Source organism: Rhizobium sp. BK251 (genome assembly GCF_004345245.1).
Classification (GTDB): Bacteria; Pseudomonadota; Alphaproteobacteria; order Rhizobiales; family Rhizobiaceae; genus Rhizobium.
Genome location: NZ_SLUQ01000002.1, coordinates 536,443 through 558,827, shown reverse-complemented (window position 1 = coordinate 558,827; position 22,385 = coordinate 536,443). Strand labels below are relative to the sequence as shown.

Below are 22,385 nucleotides of genomic sequence, written 5' to 3'. Positions count from 1 at the left end.
CATGGAGGCGACGATGGGGGGAAGGCAAGAAACCGGCATGGGCGCGCTGGCCTGGGGGCTGTTGCTGCTCCTCGGGCTGATCTGGGGCGGGTCCTTCTTCTTCGCGCGTGTCGCGGTGCAGTACGTGCCGCCGATCACACTCGTCTTCCTGCGCCTGTCGCTCGCAGCGGTCGCTCTGCACGTCTATATCCGCGGGCGCTTCGACATCGTCGGCACCCTGCGCCTACGCTGGCGCGAATTCCTAGTGCTGGGTCTGATAAACAACGCCCTTCCGCACGCGCTGATCTTCTTCGGCCAGAAGCAGATGGGGGCCGGGCTCGCCGCAATCCTGAACGCGACGACGCCGATGTGGACCGTCCTGATCACCAACCACTTCACGGATGACGAGAAGCTCTCCTCCGCCAAGATCGCGGGCTGTCTTGTCGGACTGGCAGGCACGGCAGTCCTGATCGGGCCGAGCGCAATAACCCCGGGCGAAGTTCCGCTCTGGGCACTGCTTCTGCCCGTGCTGGCCGCCGTCTCCTACGGCTTTGCCGCGACCTATGCCAAGCGCTTCAAGGGAACGCCCGCGCCAGTCATCGCAGCCGGCCAGCTCACCGCCTCGTCGCTCGTGATGCTGCCGGTCTCGCTTCTCGTCGACCGGCCATGGACGCTTCCCATGCCGCCGCTCGGGCCGATCCTCGCCATCCTCGGCCTTGCGCTGCTCTCGACAGCCTTTGCCTATATTCTCTTCTTCCGCATCATGGCGCTCGCCGGCGCGACCAATGCGTCGCTCGTCACCCTGCTGGTGCCGCCGAGCGCCATCCTGCTCGGCTTCCTCTTTCTCGGCGAACGGCTCGGCCCTCTTCAACTGTCCGGCATGCTTCTCATCGGCGCGGGGCTGGTGATCCTCGACGGGCGCCTCTACCATCGGCTGCTGAGTACTACCTAAGTTCGATTTTCGCGCCCTGAATTGTGGCAGAGGCGATCGCCGCTCTCCATAATCGTTAAGCCGCCTCCGGATTGTTAACGCGCCATTAAAATGTGTGAACTATCCACAGGCAAATTTTACATAATATAATCAGATATTTATGGATCGAGAGAAGACCAGCTTTTCCTCGCTCTTCGGCACCGCAGCATAGAATGTGCTTTTCAAGTGACACATTTCCGACATACTATCGCACGGTTTACGCGAGGAGGCAGACATGGGACTTACTCAATCCTTGAATGTCCTTTTGGTCAGTGCTGCGTTCGTGTTCGTTGTGACAATGCTTTTCATCTGAGCAGCGAACCTCCTAACTGAAATGCCTAGACTCCTGGAAAACACTACTTCAACCCATTCATAAAAAAGCGCATCCCTCTTCAGGGATGCGCTTTTCCTTATCTCGCAGGGGCTTGTCGCGGGCTCAGGCGGCAGCGCCGGCCCGTCGCCCGGCCTTGCGCTCAAGGCCCAGGCGCTCGAGCACTGCCGAAACCAGGGGCGCGCGGTTCATCGTATAAAGGTGGAATTCGTGGACGCCGCGTCGTGCGAGATCCTCGATCTGCTCCGCAGCAACATCGGCCGCCACCTTGGCCCGCTCCTCAGGCATGTCGTCCAGCCCGGCAAACCTCTCGTCGAGCCAGCCCGGTATGCTCGCGCCGCAAGCTCCGGCAAAGCGCTTGAGCTGCGTCAGGTTCTGGATCGGCATGATCCCCGGCACCACGGGAATGGAGATGCCCGAAGCGCGCACGCGATCGTGGTAGCGCTCGAAGGTGTCGTTATCAAAAAAGAACTGGGTCAGCGCCCGTGTCGCGCCGCTGTCGGCCTTCGCTTTCAGCATGTCGATATCGGCTGCCGTGTCGCGGCTTTCCGGATGCTTCTCCGGATAGGCCGAGACCGATATCTCGAAATCGCCGAGATCGCGCAGCCCTGCGACGAGTTCCGCTGCATTGGCGTATCCGCCGGGATGCGGCTGATAGGCGGTGCCGACGCCGCCTGCCGGGTCGCCGCGTAGCGCGACGAAGTGTCGGACGCCCGTCGCACAGAGTTCCTCGACGACGCGATGGGTATCCTCGCGCGTCGCGCCGACACAGGTCAGGTGCGAGGCGGTGGCGAGCGGCGTCTCGGCAATCAGCCGGCCGACCGTAGTCAGCGTCGGCGCCTTCGTCGAGCCGCCGGCGCCATAGGTCACGGATACGAAATCCGGATCCCAAGCCTGCAGGTCGGCGACGGTCGACCAGAGCTGCGCTTCCATCTCCTCCGACTTCGGCGGAAAGAACTCGAAAGATACGCGGATGTCGCCGCGGCCGTTGACGCCCTTCAAAGCCATATCAACTGTTCCCCGCAAGAATTGATGTAGACGCTTCGTTCCGGCCGCCGGCGATCAGCAGCCGCGGATCGCGCGCGAGCCAGATTGTAACAGTCAGGGCCTGACTGCCCTGTTTTTCGGAGTGAAGGTCGGTAACCTGCTCGACGTCTAGGCCGGCCTTCACGAGCCACTCGCCCATGGTCTGGTGCGAGAAGCCGAGCCGCAGATGCGCATGCTCGTTCCGCAGATATTCGAGAGCATGCGGTGCAAGGTCGACGATCACGAGCCGCCCGCCCGGCCGCAGCATGCGTGACGCTTCGGCCAGCGCCGCCTCCGGCTCGTAGAGGAAGTGCAGCACCTGGTGAATGATGACGAGGTCGAAATCCTGCGCATCGAGCGGCAGGTTCAGGATATCCCCCTGACGGACGGTTGCCTTGGTGATCCCCGACTTGTCGAGATTGGCGCGCGCGACCGCCAGCATGTCGCGGCTGGCGTCGATGCCGATGGCGCGTCGATAAACCCCGGAAAGCAGGAGTAGCATCCGGCCGGTGCCGGTGCCGAGATCGAGGAACGCGTCGACCGGCTGGGAGCCCACGAGCTTGACGATTGCCGCTTCGACATCCTCGTCGGATGCATGCAGGCGGCGAAGCTCGTCCCATTCGGCAGCGTTGCGGCTGAAATAGGCCTGCGCCCTCTCGGCCCGCTGGCGCTTTACCGCTGCGAGGCGCTCGCCATCACGCAGGATGACCGGGTCGTTTTCCGAAGCGTGCCGCAGCAGTGTGCGTGCCAGCGTCACGGCCCGTCCTTCCTGCTTCAGCCGGAAATAGGCCCATGCGCCTTCCTGGTAGCGGTCGATGAGCGCGGCTTCACCGAGGAGTTTCAGATGCCGCGAAATACGTGGCTGCGATTGGCCGAGAATTTCGGTAAGATCGGTAACGGTGAGGTCCCCCGCCGCAAGCAGGGCCAGAAGCCTGAGCCGCGTTGGCTCAGCGGCCGCCTTGAGCACGTCCACCAGTTCGTCGATCCCGAATTTCACCAGGTTGGCCATCCGTCACCCAATCAAGATATAAACATATCTTTATGTGATTTGCCGCGCGATTGCAAGTCTGAAGTGGGTCCGGACCGATCCGGCCGTTCCTGCCCGGCACCGCGCCGCAGAAAGGCAATCACCCAAGTCGGCGTGGCCTTGAGTTCCAACGCCTTCGGCCGCCGATCATTGCCGACGCCGATGCCGTCACGGATGGCCGCAAGGAACGATTGCCCAGGCGGCGGCCCGCAGCACGCAAGCAAAAACCCCGAGCTCGGCCCGGGGTTTGCAGTACTCGGCAGCCTGTCTCGCTTTAGCGAGTCAAGCGCTTGTAGGTCACACGCCTCGGGTTGACGCTGTCGGCGCCGAGGCGGCGGATCTTGTCCTGTTCGTAATCCTCGAAGTTACCCTCGAACCACTCGACGTGGCTGTCGCCCTCGAAGGCGAGGATGTGCGTGGCCAGACGGTCGAGGAACATGCGATCGTGGCTGATGATGACCGCGCAACCAGCGAAGTTCTCGAGCGCATCTTCGAGTGCGGCGAGCGTCTCGGTATCGAGGTCGTTCGTCGGTTCGTCGAGGAGGATGACGTTGCCGCCGGCCTTCAGCATCTTGGCAAGGTGCACGCGGTTACGCTGGCCGCCCGAAAGCGTCCCGACCTTCTGCTGCTGGTCGCCGCCCTTGAAGTTGAAGGCGCCGCAATAGGCACGCGAGTTCACCTCGTGCTTGCCGAGCTTGATGATGTCGTTGCCGCCTGAAATCTCCTCCCAGACCGTCTTGTTGCCGTCGAGCGAGTCACGGCTCTGGTCGACATAACCCAGATCTACGGTATCGCCGACGCGGATGCTGCCGCTGTCGGGCTTCTCCTGGCCGGTGATCATGCGGAAGAGCGTCGACTTGCCGGCGCCGTTCGGGCCGATGACGCCGACGATGCCGCCGGGCGGGAGCTTGAAGTTCAGGCCGTCGATGAGAAGCTGGTCGCCATAGCCCTTAGAGAGGTTCTCGACCTCGATGACCACCTGGCCGAGACGCTCGCCGACGGGAATGACGATCTGCGCGTCGCCAGGACGGCGCTGGTCGGCTGCCTGCACCAATTCGTCATAGGCACGGATACGGGCCTTGGACTTGGCCTGCCGCGCCTTCGGGCTCGATGCGATCCACTCCTGTTCGCGGCTGAGCGCCTTCTGGCGGGAGGCCTCTTCGCGGCCCTCCTGGGCCATGCGCTTGGCCTTAGCCTGCAGGTAGGCAGAGTAATTGCCCTCGTAGGGAATGCCGCGGCCGCGGTCGAGCTCGAGGATCCAGCCCGTGACGTTGTCGAGGAAGTAGCGGTCGTGGGTGATCATCAGGACCGAGCCGGGATATTCGCGCAGGTGCTTTTCGAGCCAGGCGATCGTCTCGGCGTCCAGATGGTTGGTCGGTTCGTCGAGGAGCAGCAGGTCGGGCTGCGCGAGCAGCAGCCTGCAGAGCGCGACGCGACGCTTCTCGCCGCCCGAAAGGGATGTCACCTCGGATTCGCCGGGCGGGCAGCGTAGCGCATCCATTGCCATCTCAACCTGGCTTTCGAGATCCCAGAGGTTCTGGCTGTCGATGATATCCTGCAGCTTCGCGCCCTCTTCCGCCGTCTCGTCGGAATAGTTCATCATCAGCTCGTTGTAGCGGTCGAGGATCGCCTTCTTGGAGGCCACGCCCTCCATGACGTTTTCCAGAACCGTCTTCGAGGCATCAAGCTGCGGTTCCTGCGCCAGATAGCCGAGCGTTGCTCCTTCGGCGAGCCATGCCTCGCCGGTATATTCCTTGTCGAGACCCGCCATGATACGCAGCACCGTCGACTTACCGGCGCCGTTCGGGCCGAGAATGCCGATCTTGGCGTCGGGATAGAAGGAGAGGTGGATGTTTTCCAGGACCTTCTTATTGCCATAGGCCTTGTTGAGGCCGGCCATATGATAGATGAACTGACGTGCCATTGATGCAGTGCTCCGGACGGAAAAGGTAAAGTCGTGGCGCTATGTAGGCGAAACACCGCCTCTCGGCAACGTCGAAACCCCTCCCTCACTCCATTTGTCTGCCGTCCGCCGTGCGGCTTTTAGAAGCCGGCCGCGTCGACGATGCCTTCGTTGCACCCAAATCGCGTCGAGCCGGCCCCCTGCATCAGCGTGGCGAGCCGCGGCCCGTCCGCCTTGGCGGACAGGGCGTCTGCGGAAAGACCGATCGTCAACTCGCTGATGATGCGGCTGTCGCCCATCCTGCGGCAACTCATCCGGACGCGATCACCCGCCCCCTTTGCCGAAGCTCTCGTCGAAGGCTCGCTTTATCGTCGCCTCGTCCAGCGGCTTGCCGATGTTCGCCGCAAAGAGGGCTTGCACCGCCGAGCCGTTCAGCTCGTCAAGCAATTCGACGGACAGCCTGAAATAGTCGTCGGCCGAAAGCCCCGTGCAGCTGCCATGCTTGACCCACTCATGGCGGTCGAGCGACGATTGCGTGCCCGGCATCACCTTTTCAAGCTCGAGCCGCGTCCCCTCGGAAATTTGGACGGTCGGCAGGCTCTCCCATTGCCCTTCCTTATCCGCCTCGCGGATGCCGGCATCGATGCCGCAATAATCCTTCCGCATCGGCCAGAGCCCATGCAAGGAGAAGTTCCGCGCGTCGAAGCGATCCTCCGTCTGGCTCCTGCATTCGGCTTTCTGCCGGTTCGTCGCGCAGAACGCCGGTTGCCAGCTTGCCGCGAGGATAAAGCGCGTCGCCCCTCCTCCGCCTGCATCCTGCGCTGACGCCCCGCCGCCAAGCAGCGTCAGGCCGACCAGCCCCGCTAGAAGATTTCCAAGCCATTGCCTCATTCCCCACCCCCAACAAGAACAAAACTGGAACAAATATGTACCCGCCGCCGAATATTGCAACCCTGAATCGAAAGCGTGCAGCAACTTTATCCCTTGCATAACAAAGGCGGCCCATTGCCATCGCCATTGGAATGGCATTTCTTCCGCACGGGGAAGGACGTTATCATGTTCAGCGACACGATGAGGATGGAAGGCGCAGCGGGCGCGTTGATCGCTGGTCATCACGAGCCGGCGCGCGGAACGCCGCGGGGTATTCTCATCATTTGCCACGGCCTTGTGGAGCACGCCCGCCGCTATCAGCGCGTTGCCGAGGCAATGTCAGCCCGCGGCTACCATGTCTACGCGCACGACCATCGCGGCCACGGCGAGACGACGGCACCCGACGCGCCACTCGGCCGTTTCGCGCGACGGGACGGCGTTGCAGCCGTGGTCGGGGACGTCCTGATGGTTCGCGAGCGAGCAGCGGCCAGACATCCCGGGCTTCCGATCATCCTGTTCGGCCATTCGATGGGCGGCCTCGTCAGCCTGAATGCCGCCGTGTCCCATCCGGAGAAGTTCGATGCGATTGCCGTGTGGAACACGAATTTCCATGTCGCGCTGGCAGGACGCCTGGCACAACTCATCCTGCTTGCGGAGCGCATGCTGAAAGGCTCGGACGTTCCGAGCGGCCTCCTGCCGAGGCTGACATTTGATGCCTGGGGCAGATCGATCCCCGACCACCGGACCGATTTCGACTGGCTGTCGCGTGATCCGGCCGAGGTCGACAAGTACATCGCCGACCCGCTCTGCGGTTTCGACGCCTCGGTCTCGCTGTGGCTGGACATCTTCGAGTTGACCTTTCGGGCGCCGAAAAAGGAACACCTTGACCGGATACCGAAAGATCGCCCGATCCTCCTCGTCGGCGGCGGAAAGGACCCCGCAACGGACTATGGAAAAGCCATCCTCTGGCTCTCAAACCATTTGAAACGCCATGGCTTCTCCCATATCACCACCGAGATATATCAGGACATGCGGCACGAGACGCTGAACGAGATCGGCGCGGCAGCGGCCATTTCCGCCCTTGCCGATTGGTGCGATCGCGCCATCGCACGGTCCTGATCCGAGGACACGACATGACGACCGCATCAACCACGAAGAATGCCGCATCTGAAGTAACAATGGGCCTCCTGCTCATGTTCCTTTCCGTACTCGTTTCGCCGGTGATCGACGTTTTCGCCAAGCTCGCAATCACGACGATCCCGTCCGGCCAAATAACGCTCGCCCGCTTCGTCGTTCAGGCGCTCTGCATGTTGCCGATCGTGATCTGGCGCCGTACATGGACCGCCTTCACCTGGCGCCAGAGCATCCATCACGTCATACGCGGCGGCATCATCACCATTTCCATGATCAGCTTCGTGACCACGCTGAAATACATGTCGGTGGCGGATGCGATCGCCATCTTCTTCGTCGAGCCGATCATCCTTACGATCCTTTCGAGCCTCTTCCTCAAGGAGACGATCGGCTGGCGGCGCTATACGGCCTGCGGCGTAGGCTTCTTCGGCGCCCTGCTCATCATCCAGCCGAGCTTCGAGGAAGTCGGCTTCGTGGCACTGCTGCCTGTCGTCAGTGCCTTCTGCATCGCCATCTTCGCGATGATGACCCGCGTGCTTTCGCACAGGGAAGATCCCTGGGCCATGCAGTTTCAGACCGGCATCTGGGGCATGGTCTTCTGCATCATCCTGCTTGCCCTCGGTCGTGGCAGCGGCTCGGATATCCTCGACCCGGTGGTTCCCTCGGGCACCGCGCTCTTCTATCTCGGCGGCGTCGGCGTGACCGCCGCGATCGCAGGCATTCTCGGGGTCTATGCCTATCGCTCGGCACCCGCCTCGACCCTCGCGCCGCTACAGTATTTCGAGATCGTCTCGGCAACGATCTTCGCTTGGCTGGTCTTCGGCGATTTTCCGGATGCCATCAAATGGCTCGGCATCCTCATCATCGTCGCCTCCGGCCTCTACATCATCTGGCGCGAGCGGCGCTTTGCTTCGAAGCCCGTATCCGATACATCTGAAGCCACACGGGCGCCGTGATCCGTTCTCGGGAGGAACATGACGGTCAACAACAAGAAGCCGCCGCTTTCCGGCATTCGCGTCATCGAGCTTGCCCGCGTCCTTGCCGGGCCGTGGGCTGGGCAGATGCTGGCCGATCTCGGCGCCGACGTCATCAAGGTTGAAAACCCCGAAGGCGGAGACGAGACGCGCCATTGGGGCCCTCCCTTCGTCGAGGGAGAGGACGGCGCGAACCTGTCCGCCGCCTATTATCACGCGACCAACCGCGGCAAGCGCTCCATCACCGCGGACTTCAGGGACCCGGAGGGGCAGGAGCTCGTCCGTCGCCTCACGGCCACCGCAGATGTCGTCATCGAGAATTTCAAGGTCGGTGGCCTCGCCAAATACGGGCTCGACTACGAGAGCCTGAGCCAGGTCAATCCGAAGCTCGTCTATTGCTCCATCACCGGCTTCGGCCAGACCGGACCCTATGCCGGCCTTGCGGGCTATGACTACATCGTCCAGGGCATGTCGGGCTTCATGTCGGTCACCGGCGAGCCGGACGGCCAGCCGATGAAGGCAGGTGTGGCCATCGCGGACATCTTCACCGGCATCTATGCAGTGAGTGCCATCGAGGCCGCCCTCATTCACGCGCTGAAGACGGGCGAAGGCCAGCATATCGACATGGCGCTTCTTGATGTCCAGGCGGCCGTGCTCGCCAACCAGAACATGAACTATCTCGTCTCAGGACGTGCGCCCCAGCGCCTCGGCAATGCGCATCCGAACATCTCGCCCTACGAGGTGGTGCCCACAGCCGACGGCTTTATCATCCTCGCCGTCGGCAATGACGGCCAGTTCCGCAGGCTCTGCGCGCTCCTTGGCATTTCGAGCCTTGCCGATGACGAGCGGTTTGCGACGAACAAGGCGCGGGTCGCCCATCGTGACGAGGTTCGTACCGCCGTCTCGGCCGAAACGGCCCATTGGCAAAAGGCGGTGCTCCTGAAGGCCTGCGAGCAGAATGCCGTGCCTGCCGGCGCAATCAACACGATCGAGGAAATGTTTGCCGATCCGCAGGTCAAGGCGCGTGGAATGCGGATAGACCTTGCCGACGCGGCCGGCACCATGATCCCAGGCGTACGCAGCCCGGTCGTCCTTTCGCAGACGCCGCTGCGCTACGAGCGCCCGAGCCCGCGGCTCGGCGAGCATCAGGAGGAAGTTCTGGCCGAACTCACCGAACTGGAGCGGAGGATGCGCAAATGAGGAAGACAGGCGGCCAGCTCATTGTCGATGCGCTGAAGGCGAACGGCGTCAAGCGCCTGTCCTGTGTGCCGGGCGAGAGCTTCCTTGCGGTTCTCGACGCCCTCCACGACAGCGACATAGATGTGCTTGTCTGCCGGCAGGAAGGCGGCGCGGCGATGATGGCTGATTGCTGGGGCAGGCTGACGGGTGAGCCCGGCATTTGCATGGTCACCCGCGGCCCCGGCGCAACCAACGCCTCGGCCGGCCTCCACGTCGCACGCCAGGACTCCATCCCGATGATCCTTTTCATCGGCCAGGTGCAGCGCGATGCGCGCGAGCGCGAGGCCTTCCAGGAGGTCGAGTTCCGCCGCGCCTTCACCGAATTCGCCAAATGGGTCGGCGAGATCGACGACGCCGCGCGCATCCCCGAATTCGTCACCCGCGCCTTCTCGGTCGCGACCTCCGGCCGCCCCGGTCCGGTCGTCCTTACATTGCCGGAAGACATGCTGCGCGATGAGGTCGAAGTGCCTCATCCGCGCCACTACACCCGGGTGGAAGCCCATCCGGGCCGCAGCCAGATCGACGATCTATATCTGCGCCTCCTCGCTGCCGAGCGGCCGATGGTCGTCCTTGGCGGCACGCGCTGGGACAAAGACGCGGTTGCGGACTTCCAGGATTTCGCGGAGCGCTTCAGGCTGCCCGTCGGCTGCTCCTTCCGTCGGCAGATGCTGTTCGACCACCTTCATCCCTGTTACGTCGGCGATGTTGGCATCGGCATCAATCCCGCGCTCGCAAGGGAGATCCGCGAGGCCGACCTCGTCATCCTCGTCGGGGGCCGCTTCTCGGAGATGCCCTCCTCAGGCTATACGCTCCTCGACATTCCCTATCCGGCGCAGAAGCTCGTCCACGTCCATCCGGACCCCTCCGAACTTGGTCGCGTCTATCGCCCCGATCTCGCGATCTGCGCGAGCCCGGCGGATTTCGTCGCCGCCCTCACGGAGATCGAAGCTCCGGCGGAAGCCCGCTGGGCCGAACGCACGACGCGCATGCACGAAGCCTATCTTGCCTGGTCGACACCGCCAAAGACGGGTCCCGGCATGGTCCAGATGGGACCGATCATGGAATGGCTCGAGGAAAATACGGCAAGCGACACGATCTTCACCAATGGCGCCGGCAACTATTCCACATGGCTGCACCGCTTCCACCGCTTCCGCAGGTTCAATACGCAGGCTGCCCCCGCCTCCGGCTCGATGGGCTACGGCCTGCCGGCAGCGGTCGCAGCCAAGCGGCTCTTTCCGGAGCGAGAGGTCATCTGCTTTGCGGGTGACGGCTGCTTCCTCATGCACGGCCAGGAATTCGCAACAGCCGTGCGCTACGACCTGCCGCTCATCGCGGTCGTCATCAACAACGGCATGTACGGCACCATCCGCATGCATCAGGAGCGTGACTATCCGGGCCGCGTCAGCGCGACCGATCTGACCAATCCGGATTTCGCTGCACTAGCCCGTGCATACGGCGGCCACGGCGAGCGCGTGGAGAGGACCGAGGAGTTCGCGCCTGCCTTCGAGCGCGCACGCGCCAGCCGCAAGCCGGCGATCATCGAGGTCACGCTCGACCCGGAAGCGATCACGCCGACACGCACCCTCAGCGAAATCGCCCAAACAAAAAGCCGGTGAGCCTTCGCCCACCGACAGGTCACCAAGAAATCGCATCTGTGGCGGCTTGAGACACGGCATCCAATCCACCCGTCATTCCGGCCTTGAGCCGGAATCCAGCCGGCGAACGTCTGTGAGCCGAAAAGACGCGTATACTTGGGAGTCTTGCGCACCGCAGACGCGGCGCTGCTGGACCCCGGATCAAGTCCGGGGTGACGGCGCGAAACAGCTCAGCCTTGTGACAATGCCCTTACTGACAGAATAGGCCGGTGAGCTTTCGCCCACCGGCCCTCAGGCATAGCCCAGGCCTCGATCAGTCGATCGCCGCCGTGACGGTGAATTCCACCTTGTACTTCGGCGCGGCAAGCTTGGCTTCGCTCGTTGCACGCGCCGGCGTATTCTTCGGATCGACCCATGCTTCCCACACAGCGTTCATTTCCGCGAAGTAGGACATGTCCGAGAGGTAGATCAGCGTCTGCAGGATCTTGGACTTGTCGGTGCCGGCAGCCGCCAGGAGGCGGTCCACTTCGGCAAGAGCGAACTTGGACTGTTCGGTGACGCTTTCGCCTTCGCCGACCTGGCCAGCCAGGTAAACCGTGTTGCCGTGGATGACGGCGCCGCTCATGCGTGAGCCGACTTCGATGCGCTTGATAGCCATTTCTCTCTCCTGAAGCTGTTTTGAGACAACGAACAAATCAAAAAGCGCAGCCTCCGCCGCGCTTTCGAATGGTGATGATCCAACCGTGCTAGGCGCGGATATGATGGGTCTTCTGGTAGATCGCGGTGGAACGCGCTCCCGACCGGCAGTAGCCGAGCATCGGCCGCGGAAACTCGTCGAGCGCGTCGACCATGCCCTGCACCGCTTCCTCGGTCACACCCATGGGTCCGACCGGCACGTGTGCGATCTCGAGGCCGAGTTCCTTGGCGCGTGCCTCGATTGTCGCAAACTCCGGCTGATCCGGGCTCTCGTGATCGGGGCGATGGCAGACGATCGACTTGAAGCCCAACGCCTTGATCTCATCGAGGTCTTCGAGCGTGATCTGGCCGGAGACCGAGTATTCGTCATCGATCGGGCGAATGTCCATGTCGCATTCCTCTCTAGAATAGTAGACTAAGCTCTACGCCGCACCCGACAGGGCGTCAACCTTGGCGAAACAACCAAAATCATCGGATCAGACGAAGGCGAAAGTGAGTGCAAAGCTGCGGCTCTCGCCGGGCTTCAGCAGATTGAATTCGCCCGCCTGCTCGAGTTCCGCCCGCGGCACCCAACGGTGCGAAACCGGCTCGATGCCGAGCACATTTGCGGGGGCTTTCTGGTTGCGCCACATCTGCAGGAAGGGCAGCGTATCGCTTCGAAAGCGGACCCTCAGCGTCCTGCCGCCGGTAGCGGCAATCGGGCCTAGCCTCAGCTCTGCCCACTCCCCGCCAGCGATGCCTGCCGGTACGCAAAAGACGCTGCCCGGCTCTTCGCCGAAATTCCATGGCGATCCGCCATTCTCCAGCATGGCGCCGGCAAGGCGCACGCCATCGTCGAACCACTTCGCTCCGACATTCATGTGGTACATGAGGAACACCGGCATCGTCTCGCCGCTCGTATTGACGACACGGTCGGCAAGCTGCACCTCGCCGCTTTCGCCATCGATTCGCCAGTGGCGCTCCAGCCTCGCGCTTCGTCCCTCGACCGTCACGAGCGGCACGTCGGCCCGGCACTCGGCATTCCCATCCTCGAATCGGGTCCACAACACCTCGGCCGGATTGGCGGAGAAGGATCCGTGCAGCGGATATTTCTGACCGTCCGCGGCGCCCGGCATCGGCTCGACATGGCGGATATGATCCGGCCCGCAGGTGAAGAGGAAACCCTCGAGCGAATGGTCGATGCGGGGATCGCCGTCATCCGGGATCGCACGGCCCGGCGCAAGGTTGACGCCCTCGACATAACAGGCGCCGATGTCCATGACCGAACTTTCGTCCAGCATGAGCCGTGGGCCTTTCGCAGCCGCAAATTCCAGCATTCGATATCGTCCTCCAGATATGTGGCGCTTGCCGACAAACCGCGCGCACCCTCGAATCCCCTGCACTCCCCGCGGAAATCCCATTGAGGGCTTAGGTCCGACGCCCCCGTTCGTCAATCTCAAAGGCAACCGTCGCAGTCGCCCGGACCCGCCTGAAAAACAGCGGAAACAATTCGAATGCATATGCGTTTTAGAAAGCATTCAAATAGCGGAAATTTTTATGTTTTATTCACCATGGCTTCATAAATTCCACATTAGCGTCAAGATTTGCATGTGTGTGTCGGCCAAGTCACTGTTTGAGGACGAGAAGACGTGAATCGCTATAGCAAAATCAGCTTCGCCTTGGCGCTCCTCGCAGCGTCCTCAGTCATGCCTGAAGCGCAGGCCCAGGAGGGCTACGGCCGCCGGCATAACGACGTGGTCTTCGTCACCCCGAATGGTGAAATTCTCGACTACATCCCGGATAGCCGCGACGTCATCTATGCACGCGATCCCCGTGGCCAGCGCGTGCTGATCGACCATTACGGCAACCTGGTTGCCACCGAAATGCGGTCGGACCGCTATTTCCCGCAACGTCCGCGTGACGCCTATGGCAACGACGGCGCCTACGACAACTACGGCGATACGCGCTACTTGGAACGCGGCGCGGTTACCGGTTCGATTTCACGCTATGGCACTGTTGAGCGCGAGCCGCTCCCCGATCAGTCCTATCCAGATGATAGCGCCGCCCAGCCCTATCCGCAGGACGACAATACCTATGCCTCGATCGAGCCGGAGCAGCAGTCACCCTCGGTGATCGAGCGGAACACGACGCCCAACGAGCCGGTCATAACGCTGAATAACAAGTCGAAGCCCGAGATCGTCGCGTTGCAGGTGTTCCTTGATCGCAAGGGCGCCTCGCCGGGTGTCATCGACGGTCACATGGGCTCGAACGTCACCAAGGCGATCTATGCCTACGAGCAGATGACCGGCGAGAAGCTCGATCCCAACAACACCGAGGCCATCCTCGAAGACCTGCGCATGTCCGGTGGTCTGCCGGTCGTCAACTACACGATCACGCCGGCCGACGTCGCGGGTCCCTATGTCGCCGAGATCCCGGAAGACTACTCGCAGAAGGCGCTGCTGCCCGGCCTCAACTACACCTCGACGACTGAGATGTTTGCCGAGCGATTCCACATGGACGAGAACTTCCTGAAGGAGATGAATCCGGGCGTGGACTTCACTGTTCCCGGCACGGTCATCAAGGTCGTCAATCCGGGTGATCCGAAGGCCGGCAGCGTGGCGCGCATCATCGCCGACAAGGCCCGCAAGCAGGTGTTCGCGTATGACGCCACCGGCGCGTTGATCGCCGCCTATCCGGCGAGCATCGGCTCGAGTGACACGCCCTCGCCTTCTGGCACGGTCACCGTCGAGCGCGTCGCCCTCAATCCGGGCTACACCTACAATCCGAAGATCAACTTCCAGCAGGGCGCGAACGACAAGATCCTGAACATCCCGCCAGGCCCGAACGGTCCGGTTGGCACCGTCTGGATGGCGCTCTCCAAGCCCACCTACGGCATCCACGGAACACCCGAGCCCTCCAAGATCGGCCGCACCCAAAGTCATGGCTGCGTACGCCTGACGAACTGGGATGCAACCGAGCTTGCCAAGATGGTCAAGCCCGGTGTCGTGGTCGAATTTGCTGATTGATGACTGCCCTGCCTGCCGCCTCAGTCGACAGGCTCCGCATTGATAAGCTTCAGGCTGCCGAACGGATATTTTCCGCCAGGTCATTGCGTGCCGAGGCTGGCAGTCTCACCGGGACGATCCCCATCATTTCCTCACAGAAGGCGCGGGCATTCTCCTGCGCCTTTCCGAGATTGCTGACCCGGTTCGCGTCCATCCCGTAGAGCGTGCCGCCGCAGTCGAAGATGTCGCGAAAGGCCGAGCGCTCGATGATCGCGGTATCGAGTACCGGAACCTGGCGCTCGTTCAGGAGCGCCTTCACCGTCTGCAACGCCCGCGTCGTGACCAGCGAATTGACGCGGGTCAGCACCACGGAATAGCCGATCCTGATGCCGGCCTTGTCCTCGAGATATTGCAGGAGTTCGAGCACCTGTGCCCCGCCTCGCGCATCCATGGCGCAACCCTGGATCGGGATTAGGACGTGATCCGAAAGACCGATCGCGGTGGCAAGCAGCGGATTGCGCGCCCCGGGGAGGTCGACGATGAAATAATCGGTACAGTGCCTGTTCTCGCTGAGGTGCTGTGGCAGCGATGCCGTTGTCACGAAATTGATGACCGAGATGTTCTCGACGGCGCCGGAGATCTCGTACCAGCGGGTGATCCAGTGCTGCGGATCGGCATCGAGGATGGTGACCCGATATCCCTTGCGTGCAAGCTCGGTGGCGAGAAGGAGAACGGCCGTAGTCTTGCCCGCCCCTCCCTTGGTGTTGGCAAAAGTGATGACTGCCATTGTGTCGTCCTCGCGGGGATGGCGAGCGCCCAGGATCGCTCTTAAACTACGCACCGGCGCGTTCATGGTGCGGTTAACGCATCCTTTCCCAGTATGGTTAACAAAGCCTTAATCCGAGGGCCGGCTGGACCCGCGACAGCCCGCGCGGATAAGAAAAACCCGGGAAGCGTTGGCTCCCCGGGCAAGTCTGACGGTCCGCCTTTTATGGTTCAGAAGCAGTCGCGGAAAAGCGCCTTGGTATTTTCAAGCGTCATCGGTACCGGGTTGCCGCCCGCGCTCGGGTCCTCGATCGCCATCGCCGACAGTTCGTCGATTCGGTCCGGCGTGATTCCCATTGCGGTCAGGTTGTCAGGCACGCCGAGTTCGGCGCGCAGTTTCAGCACGTAGTCGTAGAAGCCGTCGAAGCCGCCGGAAATGCCGAGATAGGCTGCCGCACGGCCGATCTTCTCCTCTATGGGCTTCCGGTTGAAGCGCAGCACGGCCGGCATGACGACGGCATTCGTCATGCCGTGATGGGTGTTGTAGACGGCGCCGATCGGATGCGACAGCGCATGGATTGCGCCGAGCCCCTTCTGGAAGGCGACGGCACCCATCGCGGCTGCCGACATCATGTTGGCACGGGCCTCGAGGTCGGTGCCTTCCTTGTAGGCGCGCGGCAGGAATTCCTTGACGAGCCGCATCCCCTCAAGCGCGATGCCCGCGGACATCGGATGATAGAAGGGAGAGCAATAGGCTTCGAGGCAGTGGGCGAAGGCATCCATGCCGGTGCCGGCGGTGATGATCTTCGGCATGCCGACCGTCAGCTCCGGATCGGCGATGACGACGCCCGGCAGGAACTTCGGGTGAAAGATGATCTTCTTCACATGCGTCGCCGAATTGGTGATGACACTGGCACGGCCGACCTCCGAGCCGGTACCGGCGGTCGTCGGCACGGCAACGATCGGCGCAATGCCCTGGACGCTCGCGCGCGTCCACCAGTCGCCGATGTCCTCGAAGTCCCAGACCGGCCGTGTCTGCCCCGCCATAAAGGCAATGCACTTGCCGAGGTCGAGACCGGAGCCACCGCCGAAGGCGACGACGCCGTCATGTCCGCCATCCTTGAAGGCCTTCACGCCCGCATCGAGGTTCTTCTCGTTCGGGTTCGGATCGACATCGGCGAAGATCGCGCGGCCAAGGCCAGCCTCTTCCAGAATGTCGAGCGCATTCTTCGTGATCGCCATGGAGGCAAGTCCCCGGTCGGTGACGAGGAGTGGCTTCTTCATGCCGAGACTCTTGCACGCGTCCGCCAGTTCCTTGATGCGACCTCGGCCGAGCTTGAAGGCGGTCGGATAGCTCCAGTTTGCGGTGATGTTGCTGCTGCTCATGCTGTGACTTTCTTGAGATGGAAGGATTTCGGGCGCGTCAGGTTGTGGAGGCCGATGATGGAGAGCGAGCCGCCGCGGCCGGTTTCCTTGACGCCGGTCCAGCAAAGCGCCGGATCGAGATAGTCGGCGCGGTTCATGAAGACGGTGCCGGTCTCGATCTCCCGGCCGAGCCGCCCTGCCCGCTCCGGATCCTTGGTCCACAGCGAGGCCGTTAGCCCGTACTGGCTGTCGTTCATCAGCCCCAGCGCCTCTTCGTCGCTCTTCACCTTCATGATCCCGACGGCGGGACCAAAGGTTTCCTCGCGCATGAAGGGCATGGAGTGATCGACATTGACGAGGATCTGCGGGGCGAGATAGGCGCCGCCGTCATCGGCCGGGAAGAGCTTGGGGTCGACGAGCGCCTTGGCGCCCTTGGAGACGGCATCGGCGACCTGTTCGCGCACCACCTTGGCGAAGCGCTTGTTTGCCATCGGGCCGAGCGTGGTCTCCGGGTCGAGCGGATTGCCGAGCTTGTAGTTGGAAACCCAGGCGACCGACTTCTCGACGAAGGCGTCGTAGAGCGATTCATGCACATAGATGCGCTCGATGCCGCAGCAGCATTGGCCGGAATTGTAGGTTGCCCCGTCCATCAGCGTATCGACGGCGGCGTCGAGGTCGGCATCCTCCATCACATAGCCCGGATCCTTGCCGCCGAGCTCGAGCCCGAGGCCGGTGAAGGTGCCGGCGGCTGCCCGCTCCATCGTCCGGCCGCCCTCGACCGAGCCGGTGAAGTTGATGAAGTTGAAGCTGCCGGCGGCAATCAGCGCCGAAGTCGTGTCATGATCGAGGAAGACGTTCTGGAAGACATCCTCCGGAACGCCCGCCTCGACGAAGGCCTGCACCAGCCGTTCGCCGACGAGCAGCGTCTGGCTCGCATGCTTCAGCACCACGGTATTGCCGGCCATCAGCGCCGGGGCGACCGTGTTGATCGCCGTCATGTAGGGATAGTTCCATGGCGCGATGACGAAGACGACGCCATGCGGCTCCCGCTCGATGCGGCGCTCGAAGCTGGCGCTGTTCTCGACGATCATCGGCGACAGCGCATCGGCGGCAATCGAGGCGACATAATTCGAGCGTTCGTTGAAGCCACGATACTCGCCGCCATACTTGATCGGACGCCCCATCTGCCACGCGAGCTCCGGCACGACGACATCGGACATCTCGTTCAGGCGTGCGACACCCTTGAGGACGAGCTGCACCCGCTCTTCCAGAGGTCGCTTCGCCCAGGTCTTCTGCGCCTTGCGGGCACGCGCCACCGCATCCTTGGCGGCTTCCAGCGAAAGCGCCGGACGCTCGGCGTAGACCTCCCCGTTTACCGGGGAAACACATGTGATCATGCTCATGATCGAAATCCTGTCGTTCTATTCGTTCAATTTGATCCGGCAACGGCCGGAAATGCGCCGTGCGGACACCCATCCGCCGCCGTCCGTTGTGACAGGAAAAGGGGCGGGATTGCCGCCACCCTTACGCCCTTTCGAATCCTCTCGCCACCTCCCAGTCGGTCACGCGGCGATCATATTCCTCCTGTTCCCATTCCGCGGCGCGGGTGTAGTGATCGATCACCTCGTCGCCGAAGGCGGCGCGCAGCATCTTCGAGCCGGTCATTGCCTCGGTCGCGGAGCGCAGCGTGCGCGGAATCTCGCGGATATCCTTGCCGTAATAGGCGTCGCCGACGAAAGGCGCCTCGAGCTCCATCTTGTTCTCGATGCCGTCGATGCCCGCCGCAAGCAACGCTGCAAATGCGAGATACGGATTGAGGTCGGAGCCGCCGACGCGGCATTCGATGCGGATTCCCTTGGTCTCCTCGCCGCAGAGACGATAGCCGGCGGTGCGGTTATCCTTGCTCCAGATTGCCTTGGTCGGCGCGAAGGTGCCGGCCATGAAGCGCTTGTAGGAGTTAATGTAAGGCGCCAGGAAATAGGTGATTTCACTTGCGTGGCTGAGAAGCCCGGCCACGTAGTTCTGCATAAGCGGCGACATGCCGTACTTGCCGGTGTGGTCGAAGAACAGCGGCTTCTCCTCCAGGCTCCACAGCGATTGATGGATATGGGAGGAGCTTCCTGCGGCCGTATAGCTCCACTTGGCAAGGAAGGTGATGGCCTTGCCCTTCGACCAGGCGATTTCCTTGCAACCGTTCTTGATGATCGCGTGCCGGTCCGCCATGGCGAGCGCGTCGGCATAGCGCACGTTGATCTCTTCCTGCCCGGCGGATGCCTCGCCCTTGGAATTCTCGACCGGGATCCCGGCGCCCTGCAGCCCGGTGCGGATCGCCCGCATCACCTCTTCCTCCTTGGTCGTCTGGAAGATGTGGTAGTCCTCGTTATAGGCGCTGGCGAGCTTGAGGTTGCGGTAGCCGGAAGCCTGCGCCGTCTCATAGCTCTGGTCGAAGAGGAAGAACTCGAGTTCGGAGGCCATGTAGGCCTTCATGCCCATCGCCTCCAGGCGCTTGACCTGCTTCTTCAAGATGGCGCGCGGTGAATGCGGCACCTCCTCATGGGTGTGGTGGTCGAGGAGATCGCACAGCACAAGCGCCGTGCCTTCGAGCCAGGGGATGCGTCGGAGCGTCGAAAGATCCGGCTTCATCGTGTAGTCGCCATAGCCCTTCTCCCAGCTCGTTGCCTTGTAGCCGGATACCGTCTCCATCTCCATGTCGGTGGCGACGAGATAGTTGCAGCTATGGGTCTCCTTCCAGGCGCTTTCGATGAAATATTCGGCCTGGAAGCGCTTGCCCATCAGCCGGCCCTGCATGTCGACCTGACACGCCAGGACCGTATCGATGCGCCCCTCGGCAACATCCTTTTTGAGATCGTCGAAAGTATAGCTGGTGCTCATGTTTGATCCGCCAATTCGCTGAGTCCGTCGAGGGCCGCGGCTTCGCGGCCCTCGGATCGATCAATGCCGTTTACTTCTCGCCTACCGCATGCTCGGCAGCGGCAATCTCCGCCTGGCGCCTCGCAATAGCGTCGCCGATCGGCGGACCCTGGAAGCGGCGGCTTTCGAAGCCGAACCAGACGATACCCGTCAGCACGAGGAAGCCGACCGTGATGTAGAGCGCCCAGTCGTTCGGCGGCTGGATGCCGAGCACGAAGATCAGGATCATCGCGATGATCGACAGGACAGCGAAGAGCTTGAAGACGCCTTCGCCCAGGTTCCACGGACCCATCTTGTCCCACTTCGAGGTTCCCCAGGCGAACAGGCCGAGCGTGATCGGGATCGCAAAGGAGAAGAAGAGGAAGATGACGGTGCACGAAACGACGATCGAATAGACCGGCGTCTCGCCGATCGAGACGAGCGAAGAGCCCCATACGAAGAGCACCGAGAGGATCGAGCCCGTCCAGATCGCGGCAACCGGTGTGCGGTGCTTCGGGCTGACCTTCGCGAGCGCCTTGGAGGCCGGCAGGCCGCCGTCACGCGAGAAAGCGAAGATCATGCGCGAGACCGAGGTCACCGTCGCGAGACCGCACAGCCACTGGCTGATGAAGATCGCGAAGTAGAGCAGGTCCTTGACGACCGGGTGCACCTGAGCATCCATGGCCCAGAAGAAAACGTTCCAGCCCTGCTGGGCCGCGTCGTCCATGTTCGGGATCATGAGCACGAAGGCGCACAGCATGATGTAGCCGAACAGAGCGGACCACAGAACCGACGCGACCATGCCGCGCGGCACGGAATGCGCTGCCTTGACTGTCTCTTCGGAAGTATGCGCCGAAGCGTCATAGCCGGTGATCGTGTAGATCGGCAGCAGCAGGCCGAGCAGGAAGACCCAGGCACCCGAGGTCGACGGCCAGACGCCACCGCCCGCATCACCCGAGTAGTTGGAGAAGGTGAAGAGCCGGCCGAACTCGTAGGAAGGTGCTGCAAGCAGGCACACCGCCGCAAGAACGATCGCCGTTGCGAAGATCAGATAGCCGGAGAAGTCCGTGAGCTTCGCCGTCAAGCCGATACCCATGTGGTTCACCAGCGCCTGAAGCCCGGTGATGATCACGAGGAAAACGATGCGCGTCAGCGTCGTGTCCACGAGGCCGAGATAGGTCGTCCCGAAGGCACCCATGAAGAAATAGTATGTACCGACGTTGATGGCGCCGAGAACCGTGACGAGACCCAGCAGGTTGAACCATGCGGTCAGCCAGCCGGTGAACCGGTTGCCGAGGATCGAGCCCCAGTGATAGAGGCCGCCGGCCGTGGGATAGGCGGAGCCGATCTGTGCCATCGCTACCGCAAATACCAGGGAAACGAAGCATCCGAGCGGCCAGCCGATGCCGATCGCGGCACCGCCCGCGCCCGATGTCGCCTGCGCCAGCGAGTTGATGCCGCCCGACAGGATGCAAATGATGGAGAACGACACTGCGAAGTTGGAGAACTGACTCATTCGTCGCTCCAACTCCTGGGCATAGCCCATGGAATGCAGGACCTGCATGTCCTGCTTTTTGTCTGTTTCTGAATAGTCCGACATGACTTCCCCCTGTAACCGATCATCCGCGGAATTGCGGATCATCCCGTGCAAGCGGCCCGCGGCGTTTTTTCACCGATGGCCTGAACGCAGCTAAACTGCTCCCTGGGGTCTTTCTGTTTTAAGCTTCGAGACTCTTCTGAAGGAGTCCCGTGAGATAGTCGGCCACGACCCCTTGGCCGACCTTGTCTCCGATGAGGTCGTTGCGGACCTCGATCATCACGTTGCGCAGACCGTTTTCGAGTCCATGGAGCCGCAGCGTGTGGGTAACGCCGTCCGTCGGCCCGTAAGGCTCGTTGCGTTCTGTCCTGTAAAGCGGTGCATCTGCTGCCGCTTCGAGCATCCGGTTTGCCAGCCGGTCGTCCGTATCGTGCAATATGCCGAGTTCCACCAGTCTCGGCTTGCCGTTGTAGACGGGCGTAAAGCTGTGCATCGTCATGATGACGCTGTCCTGTCCGCGCGCGCTGCGCTCGCCGATGATTGAGCGTATGCGTTGGTGGAAAGGAATGTAGATCGCTTCGGTGCGCGCCGTCTTCTCCTCGTCGGAGAGGCCCTGATTTCCGGGCACGGCGTAGATTTCGCTCATCTCCGGCATGGCGCCCGGTGATTCGGGCGGCCGGTTGCAGTCGTAGATCAGACGGCTGAAGCGCTGATGTATCAGTGTGGCGTCCAGCGCAGCCGAAATCCCCTGCGCTACCGCAAGCGCACCCGGGTCCCAGGCGATATGGCTGGAAAGCGCCTCTTCGGAAAGCCCGAGATCGCCGAAGCGGATGGGTATGCGGTTGGAGGCATGTTCGCAGATAAGCAGGACCGGGCTCTTGCCATCGGGCCTTTCGACACCGACGCAGTCCCCTTCCGCCTCCGTCAAAACCGTCTGCCGAACCAGCATCGGCCCCCTGCCAGCCTTAATAAAATATTTATAAGAAAAGAATTCTTCAGCTTTCGGGAAGTGTCAAGCGCACTCTGAAAATTTCTTTTCATGACAACAGTTGACATGGATTGTGACAGCGTTGTTAACTTTCA

General features: G+C 62.2%; 18 protein-coding genes and 1 pseudogene. 6 read left to right on the top strand and 13 right to left on the bottom strand.

Annotated elements, in window-relative coordinates; all coding sequences use genetic code 11:
- Positions 1 to 13 precede the first annotated feature (13 nt).
- Positions 14 to 931: a DMT family transporter gene (locus EV286_RS06565; protein WP_245500626.1), complete on the top strand. Its 918-nt coding sequence runs from the start codon at positions 14 to 16 to the stop codon at positions 929 to 931.
- Positions 932 to 1,385: 454 nt separating this feature from the next.
- Here EV286_RS06565 and metF read toward each other — a convergent pair whose 3' ends face one another.
- The 4 genes and pseudogenes from metF to EV286_RS06545 all read right to left on the bottom strand — a co-directional run bounded on the left by metF (position 1,386) and on the right by EV286_RS06545 (position 6,127).
- A complete protein-coding gene (gene metF / locus EV286_RS06560; RefSeq protein WP_132956203.1) occupies positions 1,386 to 2,288 on the bottom strand; it encodes a methylenetetrahydrofolate reductase [NAD(P)H] in 903 nt (300 codons plus the stop codon).
- A 1-nt stretch (position 2,289) separates the two neighbouring features.
- Positions 2,290 to 3,315, bottom strand: coding sequence for a metalloregulator ArsR/SmtB family transcription factor (locus EV286_RS06555; protein ID WP_132956202.1), 1,026 nt, complete (start codon positions 3,313 to 3,315; stop codon positions 2,290 to 2,292).
- A gap of 292 nt (positions 3,316 to 3,607) precedes the next feature.
- The gene (gene ettA / locus EV286_RS06550; protein ID WP_132956201.1) at positions 3,608 to 5,257 is read right to left on the bottom strand and encodes an energy-dependent translational throttle protein EttA; all 1,650 of its coding nucleotides are present in this window, start codon (positions 5,255 to 5,257) and stop codon (positions 3,608 to 3,610) included.
- A gap of 119 nt (positions 5,258 to 5,376) precedes the next feature.
- Positions 5,377 to 6,127: pseudogene (locus tag EV286_RS06545) on the bottom strand (ribonuclease).
- A gap of 165 nt (positions 6,128 to 6,292) precedes the next feature.
- Here EV286_RS06545 and EV286_RS06540 point away from each other — a divergent pair.
- The 4 genes from EV286_RS06540 to EV286_RS06525 are packed head-to-tail and all read left to right on the top strand — an operon-like array spanning position 6,293 to position 11,066.
- Entirely contained in the window at positions 6,293 to 7,225 is a 933-nt protein-coding gene (locus EV286_RS06540; RefSeq protein ID WP_132956200.1) for an alpha/beta hydrolase, read from the top strand.
- Positions 7,226 to 7,239: 14 nt separating this feature from the next.
- Entirely contained in the window at positions 7,240 to 8,193 is a 954-nt protein-coding gene (locus EV286_RS06535) for a DMT family transporter (RefSeq protein WP_132956199.1), read from the top strand.
- Positions 8,194 to 8,211: 18 nt separating this feature from the next.
- On the top strand, positions 8,212 to 9,411 hold the full coding sequence (locus EV286_RS06530) for a CaiB/BaiF CoA-transferase family protein (protein WP_132956198.1): 1,200 nt from the start codon (positions 8,212 to 8,214) through the stop codon (positions 9,409 to 9,411).
- A complete protein-coding gene (locus tag EV286_RS06525; protein WP_132956197.1) occupies positions 9,408 to 11,066 on the top strand; it encodes a thiamine pyrophosphate-binding protein in 1,659 nt (552 codons plus the stop codon). Before EV286_RS06530 ends, EV286_RS06525 begins: the two co-directional genes overlap by 4 nt.
- A gap of 292 nt (positions 11,067 to 11,358) precedes the next feature.
- On the opposite strand, the gene EV286_RS06520 is transcribed toward EV286_RS06525, so the two are convergent.
- From EV286_RS06520 to EV286_RS06510, 3 genes are all read right to left on the bottom strand, one after another.
- A complete protein-coding gene (locus EV286_RS06520; RefSeq protein WP_132956196.1) occupies positions 11,359 to 11,703 on the bottom strand; it encodes a RidA family protein in 345 nt (114 codons plus the stop codon).
- Positions 11,704 to 11,791: 88 nt separating this feature from the next.
- Positions 11,792 to 12,130 carry a TIGR01244 family sulfur transferase gene (locus EV286_RS06515; protein ID WP_132956195.1) on the bottom strand — a complete coding sequence of 113 codons (339 nt, stop codon included), beginning with the start codon at positions 12,128 to 12,130 and terminating at the stop codon, positions 11,792 to 11,794.
- Positions 12,131 to 12,217: 87 nt separating this feature from the next.
- Positions 12,218 to 13,057, bottom strand: a complete 840-nt coding sequence (locus EV286_RS06510; protein ID WP_132956194.1) for an aldose 1-epimerase family protein — start codon at positions 13,055 to 13,057, stop codon at positions 12,218 to 12,220.
- 312 nt (positions 13,058 to 13,369) lie between these two features.
- Between EV286_RS06510 and EV286_RS06505 the strand changes: the two genes are divergently transcribed.
- Positions 13,370 to 14,746 carry a L,D-transpeptidase gene (locus tag EV286_RS06505; protein ID WP_132956193.1) on the top strand — a complete coding sequence of 459 codons (1,377 nt, stop codon included), beginning with the start codon at positions 13,370 to 13,372 and terminating at the stop codon, positions 14,744 to 14,746.
- A 49-nt stretch (positions 14,747 to 14,795) separates the two neighbouring features.
- On the opposite strand, the gene EV286_RS06500 is transcribed toward EV286_RS06505, so the two are convergent.
- The 6 genes from EV286_RS06500 to EV286_RS06475 all read right to left on the bottom strand — a co-directional run bounded on the left by EV286_RS06500 (position 14,796) and on the right by EV286_RS06475 (position 22,251).
- The gene (locus EV286_RS06500; protein WP_132956192.1) at positions 14,796 to 15,512 is read right to left on the bottom strand and encodes a ParA family protein; all 717 of its coding nucleotides are present in this window, start codon (positions 15,510 to 15,512) and stop codon (positions 14,796 to 14,798) included.
- Positions 15,513 to 15,721: 209 nt separating this feature from the next.
- A complete protein-coding gene (locus tag EV286_RS06495) occupies positions 15,722 to 16,876 on the bottom strand; it encodes an iron-containing alcohol dehydrogenase (protein WP_132956191.1) in 1,155 nt (384 codons plus the stop codon).
- Entirely contained in the window at positions 16,873 to 18,258 is a 1,386-nt protein-coding gene (locus EV286_RS06490; RefSeq protein WP_132956190.1) for an aldehyde dehydrogenase family protein, read from the bottom strand. The genes EV286_RS06495 and EV286_RS06490 overlap by 4 nt, the downstream gene beginning before the upstream one ends.
- Positions 18,259 to 18,379: 121 nt before the next feature.
- A complete protein-coding gene (locus EV286_RS06485) occupies positions 18,380 to 19,747 on the bottom strand; it encodes a glutamine synthetase family protein (RefSeq protein ID WP_132956189.1) in 1,368 nt (455 codons plus the stop codon).
- Positions 19,748 to 19,817: 70 nt separating this feature from the next.
- The gene (locus tag EV286_RS06480; protein WP_132956188.1) at positions 19,818 to 21,365 is read right to left on the bottom strand and encodes an amino acid permease; all 1,548 of its coding nucleotides are present in this window, start codon (positions 21,363 to 21,365) and stop codon (positions 19,818 to 19,820) included.
- A 118-nt stretch (positions 21,366 to 21,483) separates the two neighbouring features.
- Positions 21,484 to 22,251, bottom strand: coding sequence for an N-formylglutamate amidohydrolase (locus EV286_RS06475; RefSeq protein ID WP_132956187.1), 768 nt, complete (start codon positions 22,249 to 22,251; stop codon positions 21,484 to 21,486).
- Between the last annotated feature and the right edge of the window lie 134 nt (positions 22,252 to 22,385).